Annotated in this window: 15 protein-coding genes; 5 read left to right on the top strand and 10 right to left on the bottom strand. The window is 75.1% G+C overall.

The features are described from left to right. Positions 1 to 89: 89 nt before the first annotated feature. On the top strand, positions 90 to 1,553 hold the full coding sequence (locus tag ACFV9J_RS34160) for an MFS transporter (protein WP_385360977.1): 1,464 nt from the start codon (positions 90 to 92) through the stop codon (positions 1,551 to 1,553). Between the two features lie 217 nt (positions 1,554 to 1,770). Here ACFV9J_RS34160 and ACFV9J_RS34155 read toward each other — a convergent pair whose 3' ends face one another. From ACFV9J_RS34155 to ACFV9J_RS34140, 4 genes are all read right to left on the bottom strand, one after another. After that, positions 1,771 to 2,403 (bottom strand): response regulator transcription factor, encoded by a 633-nt coding sequence (locus tag ACFV9J_RS34155; protein ID WP_385360975.1) that lies wholly within the window; start codon positions 2,401 to 2,403, stop codon positions 1,771 to 1,773. A gap of 523 nt (positions 2,404 to 2,926) precedes the next feature. Beyond that, positions 2,927 to 4,171 carry a sensor histidine kinase gene (locus tag ACFV9J_RS34150; protein WP_385360973.1) on the bottom strand — a complete coding sequence of 415 codons (1,245 nt, stop codon included), beginning with the start codon at positions 4,169 to 4,171 and terminating at the stop codon, positions 2,927 to 2,929. 37 nt (positions 4,172 to 4,208) lie between these two features. Further along, on the bottom strand, positions 4,209 to 4,925 hold the full coding sequence (locus ACFV9J_RS34145; protein WP_382818425.1) for an ABC transporter permease: 717 nt from the start codon (positions 4,923 to 4,925) through the stop codon (positions 4,209 to 4,211). Next, complete coding sequence (locus ACFV9J_RS34140) at positions 4,922 to 5,866, bottom strand: ABC transporter ATP-binding protein (protein WP_385360971.1); 945 nt, start codon at positions 5,864 to 5,866, stop codon at positions 4,922 to 4,924. Before ACFV9J_RS34140 ends, ACFV9J_RS34145 begins: the two co-directional genes overlap by 4 nt. A gap of 185 nt (positions 5,867 to 6,051) precedes the next feature. Between ACFV9J_RS34140 and ACFV9J_RS34135 the strand changes: the two genes are divergently transcribed. Then, positions 6,052 to 6,930, top strand: a complete 879-nt coding sequence (locus ACFV9J_RS34135; protein ID WP_385360969.1) for a MaoC/PaaZ C-terminal domain-containing protein — start codon at positions 6,052 to 6,054, stop codon at positions 6,928 to 6,930. Between the two features lie 53 nt (positions 6,931 to 6,983). On the opposite strand, the gene ACFV9J_RS34130 is transcribed toward ACFV9J_RS34135, so the two are convergent. Next, complete coding sequence (locus ACFV9J_RS34130) at positions 6,984 to 7,151, bottom strand: hypothetical protein (RefSeq protein WP_115741833.1); 168 nt, start codon at positions 7,149 to 7,151, stop codon at positions 6,984 to 6,986. Between the two features lie 97 nt (positions 7,152 to 7,248). Next, a complete protein-coding gene (locus tag ACFV9J_RS34125) occupies positions 7,249 to 8,526 on the bottom strand; it encodes a hypothetical protein (protein ID WP_385360967.1) in 1,278 nt (425 codons plus the stop codon). Between the two features lie 208 nt (positions 8,527 to 8,734). Between ACFV9J_RS34125 and ACFV9J_RS34120 the strand changes: the two genes are divergently transcribed. Genes ACFV9J_RS34120 through ACFV9J_RS34110 form a run of 3 tightly spaced genes read left to right on the top strand, consistent with a single transcriptional unit; the run spans position 8,735 to position 11,767 of the window. Continuing rightward, positions 8,735 to 9,604: a Nif3-like dinuclear metal center hexameric protein gene (locus ACFV9J_RS34120; protein ID WP_385360964.1), complete on the top strand. Its 870-nt coding sequence runs from the start codon at positions 8,735 to 8,737 to the stop codon at positions 9,602 to 9,604. Continuing rightward, a complete protein-coding gene (locus ACFV9J_RS34115) occupies positions 9,601 to 10,344 on the top strand; it encodes a zinc ribbon domain-containing protein (protein ID WP_385361062.1) in 744 nt (247 codons plus the stop codon). Before ACFV9J_RS34120 ends, ACFV9J_RS34115 begins: the two co-directional genes overlap by 4 nt. A 10-nt stretch (positions 10,345 to 10,354) precedes the next feature. After that, the gene (locus ACFV9J_RS34110; protein ID WP_385360962.1) at positions 10,355 to 11,767 is read left to right on the top strand and encodes a bifunctional RNase H/acid phosphatase; all 1,413 of its coding nucleotides are present in this window, start codon (positions 10,355 to 10,357) and stop codon (positions 11,765 to 11,767) included. Here ACFV9J_RS34110 and eda read toward each other — a convergent pair. The 4 genes from eda to ACFV9J_RS34090 form a co-directional block, all read right to left on the bottom strand. Then, the gene (gene eda / locus ACFV9J_RS34105) at positions 11,742 to 12,401 is read right to left on the bottom strand and encodes a bifunctional 4-hydroxy-2-oxoglutarate aldolase/2-dehydro-3-deoxy-phosphogluconate aldolase (RefSeq protein ID WP_385360959.1); all 660 of its coding nucleotides are present in this window, start codon (positions 12,399 to 12,401) and stop codon (positions 11,742 to 11,744) included. The genes ACFV9J_RS34110 and eda overlap by 26 nt on opposite strands. A gap of 73 nt (positions 12,402 to 12,474) precedes the next feature. Further along, positions 12,475 to 13,257: a peroxide stress protein YaaA gene (gene yaaA / locus ACFV9J_RS34100; protein WP_385360957.1), complete on the bottom strand. Its 783-nt coding sequence runs from the start codon at positions 13,255 to 13,257 to the stop codon at positions 12,475 to 12,477. Between the two features lie 39 nt (positions 13,258 to 13,296). Then, positions 13,297 to 13,911: a hypothetical protein gene (locus ACFV9J_RS34095; protein WP_385360955.1), complete on the bottom strand. Its 615-nt coding sequence runs from the start codon at positions 13,909 to 13,911 to the stop codon at positions 13,297 to 13,299. Then, positions 13,908 to 14,669: a MerR family transcriptional regulator gene (locus ACFV9J_RS34090; protein ID WP_385360952.1), complete on the bottom strand. Its 762-nt coding sequence runs from the start codon at positions 14,667 to 14,669 to the stop codon at positions 13,908 to 13,910. Before ACFV9J_RS34090 ends, ACFV9J_RS34095 begins: the two co-directional genes overlap by 4 nt. Between the last annotated feature and the right edge of the window lie 78 nt (positions 14,670 to 14,747).

The following is a 14,747-nucleotide window of genomic DNA, read 5'->3' as shown; positions in this document are numbered from 1 at the left end:
GAAGGGCACGGCTAGGTCGGGAGACCTAGGCCGGTCCGGGGCCGAAATACCGATGCAAGGGTCAGGTCGGGGTTGAGACCATGACACCCATGCTCGAAGCCACCGGTTCCCCCGCCTCCGCCACCGCGCGGATATCCCCGCGCCGTACTCCGCCCACCTGGCTGGTCGTGGCGCTCGCCTGCGCCGGACAGTTCCTGGTCGTGCTCGACGTGTCCGTCGTCAACGTCGCCCTGCCCTCGATGCGGGCCGACCTCGGCCTGAGCGCGCAGGGGCTCCAGTGGGTGGTCAACGCCTACGCCATCGCCTTCGCCGGCTTCATGCTCCTCGGCGGGCGGGCCGGCGACCTCTACGGGCGCAAGCGGATGTTCCTGGTCGGGCTCGGGCTCTTCACGCTGGCCTCGCTGGGCGGCGGCCTCGCCCAGGAGGGCTGGCAGCTGCTGCTCGCCCGCGCCCTGCAAGGGCTCGGCGCGGCCGTACTCGCCCCCTCGACGCTGACGATCCTGACCGCCGCGGTGCCGGAGGGCGCGGCGCGGGCCCGCGCGATCGCGACCTGGACCGCGGTGGGCGCGGGCGGCGGCGCAGCGGGCGGTCTGGTGGGCGGCGCCCTGGTGGACGGGCTGTCCTGGCGCTGGGTGCTGCTGATCAACGTGCCGGTGGGCGCGGTCGTGCTGGCCGGCGCGGCGCTGTGGCTGGCCGAGAGCAGGGGTGGCCCGCGGCGCCGGCTCGACCTGCCCGGCGCGCTGCTGGTGACCGCCGGTCTCGCCACGCTGGCCTACGGCATCTCGCAGACCGAGTCCGAGGGGTGGGCGGCGTCGGCGGCCCTGGTGCCGCTGGTGGCCGGGCTCGCGCTGCTCGGACTCTTCCTCCTCGTCGAGGCGCGGACGGCGACGCCGCTGATGCCGCTCGGGCTGCTGCGGCTGCGGGCGGTGGCGTCGGCGAACGTGGCGATGCTGGTGTCCGGCTCGTCGATGTTCTCGATGTGGTTCTTCATGACCCTGTACGCGCAGAACGTGCTGGGCTACTCGCCGCTGGAGGCCGGGGTGGCCCTGGTGCCCAGCTCCCTGGCGGTGATCCTCGGCTCGAAGGCGGCCCCGCGGTTCCTGCCGGTGCTCGGGGCCCGGAACGTGGCCGTGCTCGGCACGCTCGTCGCGGCGGTCGGCTTCGGCTGGCAGTCCACGATGACCGCGGACGGCGGCTATCTGACGGCGATCATGATCCCCGGCGTGCTGATGATGCTGGGCGCGGGCATCGCGGCGACCCCGCTGGCCTCGCTGGCCATCTCCGGCGCGGCACCCGGGGACGCCGGGCTGGTCTCCGGGCTGATCAACACCTCCCGGACGATGGGCGGTTCGCTGGGACTCGCGGTGATGTCGACGATCGCGGCCACCCGGGCCGGGGGCGAGGACGCGGGCCCGGTGGCCCTGACGGACGGCTACGCGCTGGTCTTCCGCACGGCGGCGGTGGTCCTGGTCGCCGCGGCCCTGCTGATGTGGCTCTGGCTTCCGGCAGGACGCCCAAAGCCCGAGCGGAAGGCAGCCCACAGCACAGACTGATCGCCCCTGAAAGGGGCGCGGGGAACTGCGCGAGCAACCCCCACGGGCCCGCGGCCGACAAACCGCCCCCGCCCGGGGCCGTTCGGGGGCGCCGCGCGTCGCCGGGTGCGTGGATCGCCCCTGCAAGGGGCGCGGGGAACTGCGCGGCCAACCCCCACCGGCCCGCGGCCGACAAACCGCCCCGGCCCGTAGGCCGACAAGCCGCACCCCGGGCAGATCAGAGCCACCCCTGCGCCCGAGCCGCGCGCAGCGCCTCCGCACGGTTGCGCGTACCGGTCTTGCCGATCGCCGCGGAGAGGTAGTTGCGCACCGTGGACTCGGACAGATGCAGCGCGCCGGCGATGTCGGCGACCGTCGCGCCGTCCGCCGAGGCCCGCAGGACGTCGCACTCCCGCGCGGTGAGCGGGCAGGGACCCGCGCTCAGCGCGGCGGCGGCGAGCGCCGGGTCGACGACCGTCTCGCCGCCCAGCACCCGGCGGATCGCCCCGGCCAGCTCCTCCACCGGGCCGTCCTTGACCAGGAAACCGGCGGCGCCCGCCTCCATGGCCCGCCGCAGGTACCCAGGGCGGCCGAACGTGGTCAGGATCAGCACCCGGCAGCCGGGCGCCCGCTCCCGCAACTCCGCGGCGGCGTCCAGGCCGCTCAGGCCCGGCAGTTCGATGTCGAGGAGGGCGATGTCGGGGCGGTGCGTGAGCGCGGCGGCGACGATCTCGTCCCCGGCCGACACCTGCGCGACCACCTCGATGTCATCCTCCATCCCGAGCAGCAGCGCGAGCGCGCCCCGCATCATGCCCTGGTCCTCGGCGAGGAGGACGCGAACGGGGTGGGCGCAGGGCGTCTCGTCGGTCACGGGGAAAGGGTAGAGGGCAGACCGCCGGAGGACGGGCGCCCGACGGCATGCGCACCGGAGGGCAGGCCGCGGGAGGACGGGAGCCGGACGGCATGCGCACCGGAGGGCAGGCCGCGGGAGGACGGGAGCCGGACGGCATGCGCACCGGAGGGCAGGCCGCCGGAGAACAGGCGCCCGACGGCATGCGCACCGGAGGGCAGGCCGCGGGAGGACGGGAGCCGGACGGCATGCGCACGGGAGGGCAGGCCGCCGGAGAACAGGCGCCCGACGGCAATGCGCACCGGAGGGCAGGCCACGGAGGACATGCGCCCGACGGCAGGCGCACCGGAGGGCATGCGCACGGGAGGGCAGGCCGCCGGAGAACAGGCGCCCGACGGCAATGCGCACCGGAGGACGGGCGCCGGACGGCATGCGCGCCGGACGGCATGCGCGCCGGAGGGCAGGCCGCCAGAGGGCAGGCCGCCGGAGGGCAGGCGCCGGAGGGCATGTGCACCGGAGGCTCGGCGCCTCGCACGGCGGGGTGTTACGCCGGTGCGCCCACCGGTTTTCCCTCCGCCGGGACCGGCAGCTCCGCCGTCACCGAGAAGCCGCCCCGCGGTTCCACCCCCGCCGTCAGCGACCCGCCCGCCGTGGCGAGGCGTTCCCTGAGCCCGGTCAGACCGGTGCCCGGACCCTGGGTGGCGGGAGCGGCGCCCGTGCCGTTGTCCGTGACCGTCAGCCGGACCCGGTCCGCGCTGCCCGCGACCGCGATCTCGCACCGGCTCGCCCCGCTGTGCCGTACGACGTTGGTGACCGCCTCCCGCACCACCCACCCCAGCAGCGCCTCCGCCTGCGGGGGCAGCGGCGGTCCGGAGCGGCGCACCACCGGGTCCACGTCCGCCGCGCTCAGCGCGGAGCGCGCCCGGTCCAGCTCGGTGCCGAGGCTGCCCTCCCGGTAGCCGGTGACCGCCTCGCGGACCTCGGTCAGCGCCTGGCGGCCGACCGACTCGATGTCCGTGATCTGGGTCAGCGCCGCGTCCAGGTCGCGGGGCGCCAGCCGGCGGGCGGCCTCCGACTTGACCACGATCACCGACAGGGTGTGTCCCAGCAGGTCGTGCAGGTCCCGCGAGAACCGCAGCCGCTCCTCCGCCACCGCCCGCGTGGCCAGTTCCTCCCGGGCGGCCCGCAACTGCCGTACCGCGTCGGACAGGCTCAGGATCGCGGCCGTCACCATCGTCGACAGGAAGGTCCCGTAGGCGATGTTCAGGCCCGTCCAGCCGTCCTTGACGCCCGCCACCGCACCGGCCACCACCGCCAGCGACCAGCCCCACCGGCCCAGCCACCGGCCGCGCAGCGCCGCCCCCGCGGCCAGGCCGAGCAGCGGGAAGAAGAGCAGCCAACTGCCCCCGTACGCCAGCGCCAGACCACAGGTCACCAGCGCCATGGCGGCCAGCGCCAGCCGCGTGGACGGCGACTCGCGCAGCTCCTTGTCGAAGGAGCGGAAGGCGACGTAGATGTAGAGCGAGTTGAAGACGAACAGGCCGAGGCCGCCGATCCAGGGGTTGGCGCTGTTCCCCTGGAAGATGTTCGCCAGGCTGCCCAGGCCCATCAGCAGCCACGGCAGCAGCGTGAATCCGGTGGGCGGCGGCCCCATCCGCTCCGGCCGCTCGCCCGCCCCCGCCGCCCCCGCCGCCGCCCCGGCCGCGTCGGCCGGATCCGACTGCCGTGCCAGCTGCCACGCGTCCAGACGGCACGACATGCTGCGCAGCCGCCCTCGGGTCCCGGTCATGGGTGTCGGCTCCCTTCCACTCCGGCGCCCGCGGCGCTCAGTCGTTCGCCGCGCCGCGGCGGTAGGACAGGACGGCGTACGCGCCGAAGGCCAGCAGCCACCCCGTCAGGACGAGAATGGCACCCGCGGGGGGCGCGTGCCCCGTGGCGACCGAGGTGCCCAGTTGCGCGAAGCGGTTGGTCGGGGTGTACGCCGACACCGTGCGCAGCCACTCCGGGAACAGCACCAGCGGGAACCACAGCCCGCCGAGCACCGCGAGACCCAGGTTGGCCACCATGTTCGCCACGCCCGTGGTCTGTCCGGTCAGCCGGTAGCCGTTGCCCAGCCCCAGCAGCGTGAACGGCACCGAGCCGAGCCACAGCAGCAGCGCCAGCGCCGCCCACTGCCAGGCGTCCAGCCGTACGCCGTTGAGCAGGCCGCCCGCGGCGAGCACCGCCGTGATCGCGGGCAGCACGGTGACCGAGGCGGTCAGGGCGCGGCCCACGACCACCTGGTGCGGCCGCATCGGAGTCACCCGCAGCTGCCGCAGCCAGCCGATGGCACGGTCCTCGGCGACCCCGCCGCCGGTGTTGAGGGCGGAGCCGACCGCGCCGTACGCGGCCATGCCGACCATCGCGCCCGTCTTCCACTCGCCCGCGTCGCCCCCGAGGTTGGTGAACAGCAGGTACATCAGCACCGGCATGGCGACACCGCCGACCACGAAGCCGGGGTCGCGCAGGGTGCGGCGCGTTTCCAGGATCAGGTAGTCCCTCATCGCACGCTCTCCTTCTCCGGCACCGGCACCGGCTCCGGCACCGGTGCCGCCGTCGTCAGGGCCAGGAACGCGTCGTCCAGGGACGCGGGCGCGACCTCCAGGCCGCGTATCGCGCCGAGCCGCGCGAGGGCGATCACGGTCGCGTCGGAGTCCTCGGTGCGCAGCAGCGCGCGGTCCCCGCGCACCTCCAGCGAGCGGACCCCGGGCAGCAGCGTCAGGTCCTCGGTGGCCCGCCCGGCCAGGTCGAAGGAGACGCGGCTGCCGCCCGCCGCCCGGCGCAGCTCGTCACCGGTGCCGTCCGCGACGATCCGCCCCCGGTCGACGACCAGGATCCGGTCGGCGTGCGCCTCGGCCTCCTCCAGGTAGTGGGTGGAGAACAGGACCGTGCTGCCGCGCCGGGCGTACGCCCGCATCGACTGCCAGAAGGCGTGCCGGGCCTCCACGTCCAGGGCCGCCGTCGGCTCGTCCAGGACCAGCAGGTCGGGGCGGCCGGCCAGGGCGAGCGCGAACCGCACCCGCTGGGTCTGCCCGCCGGACAGCCGGTCCACGCGCCGCCCGGCCAACCGCTCGATCCCGGCCAGCTCCAGGGCCTGCCCGACCGGCATCGGCGCCGGATAACGGCCGGCCACGAAGGCCACCAGCTCGCCCACCGTGACCCGGGGCACCGCCCGCGCTTCCTGGAGCATCGCGCCCACCCGGCCCGCGCGCACGGCACGCTCCGCGGGCCCGCCGAACAGCTCCACGGTGCCCGCGTCGGGCGGGCACAGGCCGAGCAGCAGCGCGATCGTCGTCGACTTGCCCGCGCCGTTGCGGCCGAGCAGCGCGACCGTCTCGCCGCACCCGATGCGCAGGTCCACGCCGTCGACGGCGCGGACGTCGCCGTAGGCCTTGGCCGCTCCGGTGAAGGCTACGGCGGGGGTGGTGCCCTCTGTCGGTCTCATACCGGTGACGCTACGGAGGCGGCCCGGACGGGCGGCAGATGCGGTTGTCCGGAGTTGGCGATGACAAATGTCATGGGTGGCCGGCGTCCCGTACGGTCGGGGCTGTCCGTGATCGTCTTCGTGCCCGGGGCGTTGTGCCCGGGGCGTTGTGCCGGGTCGTCGTGCCCGGGAGGAGCAGGAGGGCCATGCCCGTCGACGCAGCCGGGGCGCTCGCCGCCGCACCCCGGGTCCGTGAGATCGCCTGGGACCACAAGGACGTCCAGCTCTACCACCTCGGCATCGGCGCCGGACGGCCCGCCACCGACCCGCGCGAGCTGCGCTACACCCTGGAGTCCCGGCTGCACGTCCTGCCGAGCTTCGCGACGGTGGCCGGCGGCGGCGCCCCAGGGGTGATGGGCACCCTGTCCGCACCCGGCGTCGACGTCGACCTCGCCCGCGTCCTGCACGGCGGGCAGCGTCTGCGCCTGCACCGGCCGGTCCCGGTGCGCGGCCGGGCGAGCGCGGCCTCGCGCGTCGTCGCCGTGTACGACAAGGGCACCGCGGCCGTCCTCGTACTGCGCACCGAGGTCACCGACGCGGACGGGCCGCTGTGGACCGACGAGGCCGAGGTCTTCGTGCGCGGGGCAGGCGGCTGGGGCGGTGAGCGGGGCCCCTCCGGACGCCCCTCGCCGCCGCCCGCCGGCCCGCCGGACCAGATCGTGGAACGGGCCGTACGGGAGGACCAGGCGCTGCTCTACCGGCTCTCCGGCGACTGGAACCCCCTGCACGCCGACCCGGAGTTCGCGGCGCGGGCCGGCTTCGAACGGCCCGTGCTGCACGGCCTGTGCACCTACGGCGCCACGCTCAAGGCGGTCGTCGACACGCTGCTGGACGGCGACGTGACCCGGGTGCGCGACTACCGCACGCGGTTCGCCGGAGTGGTGTACCCGGGGGAGACGCTGCGGGTGCGGATGTGGTCGGCGGCGGCGCAGAGGAGCGGGGCGGGGGAGGCGCGGGTGACCGTGAGCGCCGTCGAGCGGGACGACGCGCCGGTCCTCGCCGACACGGTCGTCCGGTACGGGTGAACGACAACGGCCCCGCCCGCCGGATACGGCGAACGGGGCCGGAGCCGCTTGCCTCAGGCGGCCGTCTCGGACTCCTCGGCCGGCTTGCGGTGGCGGCCCTGTGGAGTCGCCACGCCCTCCTGGCTGGAGAACGGTCCACGGTGCTTGCCGTGGCCGGTGTCGGTCTCGGAAACGTCGGCACCGGCGGCCTGCATCGGCTGGGTCGTGCTGGCGTCGTTCATCGGAAGGAATTCACCCCGTCAACATGATCTTTCCTACAACCGGGCGAGTCTAACCGGCACACCTCGGGCCGAATCCAGGCGGCCGCGCCAACCGGCACTACTTCGTTACAAGCCGTGCCAGCGGGGCCTGTTGCAGCGGTACGGGGCAGGGCCGAGCGGGTGTGGAGGCGCGCGTCGACGGGTCCGTCGTACCGGGGTCGCCCGACTCGTCCGGAGCCGATTCCTCCGTGCTCGCCGATTCCTCCGCGCTTGCCGATTCCCCCGTGTCCGCCGCATCCGCAGGGTCCCCCGGGTCTCCCGCGTCTCCGGTTCCGCTCGCCGCCTCCGTCCGTCCGCCGCCCGCGTCGGGTGCGGCCAGCCGGGCCACGCCGCACGGCGACCGCGGTGTGGAGCAGGGCAGCCGCAGCTCCCCGTCCGGGGTCCACAGCCCGGCGCCCGTCAACCAGCCCTCGGGGGCGGGGAGATGCCGCACCCGCCGTTCGGCCGGCCGCCACACTCCGACCCAGCTGCCGAACGCGCCGTCCACCCGCAGGGCCACCGCACAGCGTTCCGGGGTCAGCACCTGCCCCGGCTGGATCGCGAACGGCGTCACCACGCAGTCGGGCATGCGCAGGCACTCCGGGAAGCGCACCGGCAGTGTGCTCCCGAGCACGCCCCAGCCGAGCCGCTCCCGCCCCGGCGAGGGGGCGTCCGAGCCGATCAGCACCAGCCCGCTGTCGGGGTCGGCCAGCAGCAGCCGGTCGTCGCTGTCCGCGGCGATCTGCAGCAGCGGCGAGACCTCGCCGTCCCGCTCCAGGTCCACCACGACCGCCTTGGTGCGCCCGCCGGTCTCCCGGTCCACCGCCAGCATCCGGCCCGCACGGTCCAGCCAGACCCCGCCCGAGCAGCGGCCGGGGACCTCCGCCACCCGCTCCGGGCCGAAGGCGCCGCCCGCGACCTGCCACAGCACCGTCGAACGCGGCCCGGTCGCGAGGGCGTACGCCCGCTCACCGCCCGGGACCGGCGGCAGCAACCGCAGTCCGGTGGTGTCCGCCGGGCACTCGACCGCGCCCAGCGGTAGCTCGCCGGTACCGGGTCCGGTCGGGTACAGCAGCGCGAAGACGTGCCGCCCGGCGGCGACGCGGTGGACCAGGACCCGCCCGTCGCCCATCGGCTGCACCTCGGTGCCCGCCTCCTCGGGCTGGTTGCCCGGCAGCGGCACCGCGTACGGCTCGGGGCCGTCCAGGGTCCAGCGCTCCGGGTACCAGGAGTCGCCGTCCGGCCCGCTCCGGGCGAGACGCGCGGCGTAGGCACCCGCCGCGGTGATGCTGCAGCCCGCCCGCGGGGCCCCGCTGTTCCCGGGGTCCGCCGAGGGCTCGATCGCACAGGCCGTCATCGTTCGGTCACCTCCGGCGACGAAGCTAGTTTTCGCACGCACGGGCGGGGGACCGGAGCGGCCCCCATCACACATACGTGTGTCACAGGAACGATTCGCCTGAGGGAAAGGCACGGTGTGTGCTGCGCCGGACCGGCCGGCCGCGGGGGCGGGCGGGGAGTGCGTCCGCGGGTACAACGGCGCAGAACCTCCAGGTAGCCTTGCACGCGTGCCCCGTCTGTCAGAAGTCATCGCCGCGCTGGAGGACCTGTGGCCCGCCGAGCGGGCCGAGTCCTGGGACGCGGTCGGCACCGTCGTGGGCGAGCCCGACCAGGAGGTCACGCGGGTCCTGTTCGCCGTGGACCCCGTCCAGGAGACCGTCGACGAGGCGGTGAAGCTGGGCGCCGACCTGCTCGTCACCCACCACCCGCTGTACCTGCGCGGGACGACGACGGTCGCGGCGTCCACCTTCAAGGGCCGCGTGGTGCACACCCTCATCAAGAACGACATCGCCCTGCACGTCGCCCACACCAACGCCGACACCGCCGACCCGGGCGTCTCCGACGCACTGGCCGGCGCCCTCGGCCTGAACGTCGTACGGCCCCTGGTGCCGGACCCGAGCGACCCCGAGGGGCGCCGGGGCCTGGGCCGGGTGTGCGAGCTGACGCACCCCCTGACGGTCCGCGAGCTGGCCGCCCGCGCCGCCGAGCGGCTGCCCGCCACGGCGCAGGGCATCCGCGTCGCCGGCGATCCGGAGGCGAGGGTGCGCACCGTCGCCGTCAGCGGCGGCTCCGGCGACAGCCTCTTCGACCACGTGCGGGCGGCCGGCGTCGACGCCTTCCTCACCGCGGACCTGCGCCATCACCCCGTGTCCGAGTTCGCCGCGGACCGCGCGGCCCGTCGTCCCCTCGCGCTGCTCGACGCGGCACACTGGGCCACCGAGTGGCCCTGGTGCGAGCTGGGCGCCGCCCAGCTCGACGAGATCTCCGACCGCAATGGCTGGGACCTCAGGGTCCACGTCTCGAAGACGGTCACCGACCCCTGGACCGCCCAGGTGGCGTCCGCCCCGACCTCTAGCGCAATGGGAGCCCCCAACTGAAAGCCGCGCCCGCCGACCAGATCCGACTCCTCGACGTCCAGGGCCTCGACACGCGGCTCCAGCAGCTCGCGCACAAGCGCCGGTCCCTGCCCGAGCACGCCGAGATCGAGTCGCTGACCAAGGACCACACCCAGCTGCGCGACCTGCTCGTGGCCGCGCAGACCGAGGAGAGCGACTGCGCCCGCGAGCAGACCAAGGCCGAGCAGGACGTGGACCAGGTGCGCCAGCGCGCCGGCCGCGACCAGCAGCGCCTGGACTCCGGCGCGGTCACCTCCCCGAAGGACCTGGAGAACCTCCAGCGCGAGATCGCCTCCCTCGCCAAGCGCCAGGGCGACCTCGAGGACGTCGTCCTGGAGGTGATGGAGCGCCGCGAGTCCGCGCAGGAGCGGGTCGCCGAGCTGACCGAACGGGTCGGCGCGGTCCAGGGCAAGATCGACGACGCCACCGCACGCCGGGACGCGGCCGTCGAGGAGCTGGACGGCGAGGTGGCCTCGGTGACCAAGGAGCGCGAGGTCGTCGCGGGTGCCGTCCCGGACGACCTGCTGAAGCTCTACGACAAGCTGCGCGAGCAGCAGGGCGGCGTCGGCGCGGCCAAGCTGTACCAGCGCAGCTGCCAGGGGTGCCGCCAGGAGCTGGCCATCACCGAGCTGAGCGAGATCCGCTCCTCGGCGCCCGACACGGTCGTACGCTGCGAGAACTGCCGTCGCATCCTGGTGCGTACGGCCGACTCCGGGCTGTAGGGGCGGCCCGGTGGCCGACCAGACGCCGCGTCCGGCGCGGGAGTTCGTCGTCGAGGCCGACGGTGGGTCGCGGGGCAACCCGGGGCCCGCGGGCTACGGCGCGGTGGTCCTCGACCCGGCGACGGGGGAGTCCCTGACGGAGGCCGCCGAGTACCTCGGCGTCGTCACGAACAACGTGGCCGAGTACCGGGGCCTGCTGGCCGGCCTGCGCGCCGCCGCCGCACTGGACCCGGACGCCACCGTGCACGTCCGCATGGACTCCAAGCTCGTCGTCGAGCAGATGTCGGGGCGCTGGAAGATCAAGCACCCCGACATGAAGCCGCTGGCGGCCGAGGCGGCCCGCGTCTTCCCGCCCGGCCGCGTGACGTACGAGTGGATCCCCCGCGCCCACAACAAGCACGCCGACCGCCTGGCCAACGAGGCGATGGACGCGGGTGCGCGCGGCGAAGCGTGGTCCCCGTCCGCCTCGACGGCGGAACTGGACGCGGCCGCCGCCGACCGTGCCGCACTCGCCGGTCGTACGGCCGGATCCCGCCGGAGCGGGGCCGCGCCGACCGGCGATCCCGCCGGGGCCGAAGGCGGCGACGGCGGGGAGTCCGCGGTGGAAGAGGGCCGAGCGGTGGCGGGCGAGCGCCTCGCGCGGGCGGGCCGGGCCGGCGTCGAAGCCGCGTCGCCCGGTGCGGGGACGCGCGCCGCCGCCGGCGCTGCCGGTACCGGTGCCGCCGCCGAGACCTCGGGCGAGGCCGACGTGCGGGCCGCGAAGGCCGTGGCCTCGCCCGGCTGGGGGCCGCCCGACATGGGTGCTCCGGCCACCTTCGTCCTCCTGCGGCACGGGGAGACGCCGCTCACCCCGCAGAAGCGGTTCTCCGGGAGCGGCGGCAGCGATCCGTCCCTGTCGCCCGTCGGCCGCGAGCAGGCCGAGAGGGCCGGCGCGAGCCTCGCCCGGCGCGGCACGATCGAGGCGATCGTCGCCTCGCCCCTGGCCCGCACCCGTGAGACCGCCGGCATCGTCGCCGCCCACCTGGGGCTGGAGGTGGCGGTCGAGGAGGGGCTGCGCGAGACCGACTTCGGCGTGTGGGAGGGGCTCACCTTCGGCGAGGTGCGCGAGCGCCACCCCGCCGACCTGGACGCCTGGCTGGCCTCCCCGGACGCGGAGCCGACCGGGGGCGGCGAGAGCTTCACGGCCACCGGCACCCGGATCGCCGCCACCCGCGACAAGCTCGTCGCGGCGTACGCGGGCCGCACGGTGCTGCTGGTCTCCCACGTCACGCCGATCAAGACGTTCGTGCGCCTCGCCCTGGGCGCCCCGCCCGAGTCGCTGTTCCGGATGGAACTCTCGGCGGCGTCGCTGTCGGCGGTGGCGTACTACGCGGACGGCGGCGCCAGCGTGCGCCTGTTCAACGAGACGTCCCACCTGCGCTGAGTGCGGCCGCCTCGCGGGCCAGCGCCTCCACGCGCGCCCAGTCCCGGTCGGCCACCGCGTCCTTGGGCAGCATCCAACTGCCCCCGACGCAGCCGACGTTGGGCAGCGCCAGGTACGTCGGCGCGGAGGCCGGGGTGATGCCGCCGGTCGGGCAGAAGCGTGCCTGCGGCAACGGCGCGGCGAGCGCCTTGAGATAGGCGGTGCCGCCCGCCGCCTCGGCCGGGAAGAACTTCATCTCCCGCACCCCGCGCTCCAGCAGCGCCACCACCTCCGAGGTGGTCGACACCCCCGGCAGGAACGGCACCCCGGATCCCCGCATGGCCTGGAGCAGTGCGTCCGTCCACCCCGGGCTGACCAGGAACCGCGCCCCGGCCGCCACGACCTGCGCGACCTGCTCCGCGGTGACGACCGTGCCCGCGCCGACCACCGCGTCCGGCACCTCACCGGCGATGGCCCGGATCGCGTCGAGGGCGACCGGTGTCCGCAGCGTCACCTCGATCGCGGGCAGCCCGCCGGCGACGAGCGCCCTGGCGAGCGGCACGGCGTCGGCGAGGTCGTCCACGACCACGACGGGCACGACGGGCGCGAGATCCAGCACCGAGGCGCCGGGGGAGGAGGGCAGCGGAGAACTCATGCCCTCATCGTGCCGCCGAAACGCACTCCCTGCAATTACCGTTGCAGCAGGCGCAACGACTGCGGGCGACGGTTCAGTGGACCTCGTGCACGAGTACGTCCAGCGACCACGGCCGCCCCCCCTTCGCGGGCGCCTCCGCCGCCACCTCGTACCCCAGGTCCCGCAGCGCCTCCACCAGCTCCGCCGGTCCCTCGGGCGCGGTACCGGAAGCCAGCAGACTCCGGACGATCCGCCCCTTGGTCGCCTTGTTGAAGTGGCTGACCACCTTCCGGGTCGGCGCGTGCAGCACCCGTACGGTCGCCGTCCGCGAGGCGACCTCGCCCTTCGGCTTCCAGGCCGCCGCGTACGCCGCCGAACGCAGGTCGAGGACCAGCCCGTTCCCGGCCGCCTCCGGCAGCACCTCGGCCATCGGCGCCCGCCAGTGCGCGCCCAGCGCCCCGAGGCCGGGCAGCTTCACGCCCATCGAGCACCGGTAGGAGGGAATCCGGTCGGTCACCCGCACGGCACCCCACAACCCCGAGAAGACCAGCAGCGACCTGGCCGCCCGCCGCCTGGCGGCCGCGTCGAGGGAGGCCAGGTCCAGGGCGTCGTACAGCACTCCGGTGTAGATCTCCCCGGCCGGACGCGCGCCCGCCGTCAGCAGCTCCGTGTTCTTGGCGACCTCGCCGCGCAGCCCCTCGCTCAGCCCCAGCACCTCGCGCGCCTTCTCCTCGTCGCCGGCGCACAGCTCGACCAGCTCGCCGAGGACGGCCTCCCGGGCCGCGGTGAGCCCCGGCAGGGACAGCGACCCGGTCTTCAGCGGGGCGCCCCGGCCGGACGCGGCCTTCCCCTCGGACGGTGGCAGCAGGACAAGCACACGTACTCCTTCACATCGAGCCGGCTCCCCAGCCCCCGGTCAGGGTACGGCGTCCCCCGCCCGCGCCCGCTCGACGGCCCGTACCAGCGCCCCGGGATCGTCGGCGTGACACCGCACCACGCGCACCTCGCGCCGGCGCCCCAAGAAGGAGACGTGGGCGACGGGCTCCGCCAGCTCGACGGTGACGGAGGTCTGGGACCCCACGGCGAGAGCGAGTTCCCCGTCGGCAGGCTCGTGCGTCGTACGCAACTCGCGCCGGACCGAGGCGATCCGCTCCAGCGGTATCCGCAGATCGACGTGGAGGGCCCGGCGGATCCGCAGCACGCCCGCACCCGGGTCCAGAACATGCGGCCGGACGACGGACGCGGCGTGCAGCCCGACCACCATCACGACGGTGTACACGTCCAGCACCAGCATCACATGGTGCACGGCGGGCCAGTCCCGCAGCAGCAGGGACATCATCACGGACTCGACGACACACACGAATCCGAAACCGGCCATCATCGCGCCCTGCCCCCGCGCGTACCCGAAGGCGGACCCGCCGGCCGCCGCCCCGTGCGTCCGCCGGGCGGCCCACAGCCACAGGCTCGCCCACAGCCGCAGCTCGTGCCGGACGAGCAGGTACGGAAACGTGGCGAGACCGGTGCCCCTCACGACCGCCGCCCCCGGGAGGCGATCACCATGGCCTGCCGGACCGCCTCAGCCTGGGCCGGCGCGAAGTCGGCGTACAGGGCACGCAGGAGACCGTGGCCGGGGTCGAGGTCGAAGCCCTCCTCGGGCAGCAGCTCGGCGGGCATGCAGTCGGCGAATAGACGGGCCGCCTGCGCCACACGGGGGTCGTCGGCACCGGCGCCGTCCAGCTCGTCGAGCAGCGCATAGGCACGGCGGGCCCGTGCCGCCGCCTCCGGCGAGCCCAGGGCACCGCGCATCGCGGCCAGCAGTCCCGCCCGCTCCTCCGGGGCGACGGTGCTCTCCAGCAGCACCAGCATCTCCCGGTCCCGCAGCGCCATCGGCGAGCCGGACACGTCCCCGATCCCGGCGAACAGCTCCGCCAGCTCGGGCGAGACCGGCCCCTCGGGCGGCACCCCGCCCTCCGCCCCCAGCAGCGCCCGCAGCCGCGTCCGGCGGTCCCGGATCGCCGCCTCCTGCCGCGCGAGATCCGCGTCCAGCTCCTCCAGGACCTCGGCGAGGTCCTTCCCGGCGTCGTCCGCCAGCACGTCCCGTACCTCCGCCAGGCCGAGCCCCAACTCGGTCAGCCGCCTGATCCTGGCCAGCACGACGACGTGCCGCAACGTGTACGTCCGATACCCGTTGGCCAGCCGCTCCGGTTCGGGCAGCAGGCCCTGGTGGTGGTAGTGCCGCACGGTCCGCGTGGTGACGCCGACGGCGTCGGCGAGTTCTCCGATCCGCATGACCTCAGTAGAAACGTTGACGTTGCGGCAGGGTCAAGCGACCACGATCGAGGGAACGGCTCGCCTGCCCGCGGACAG

This window comes from Streptomyces sp. NPDC059906 (genome assembly GCF_042730645.1).
Lineage (GTDB): Bacteria > Actinomycetota > Actinomycetes > Streptomycetales > Streptomycetaceae > Streptomyces > Streptomyces rubrogriseus.
The sequence above is the reverse complement of the archived record's forward strand: the minus strand, read 5'-3'. Positions and strand labels throughout refer to the sequence as shown.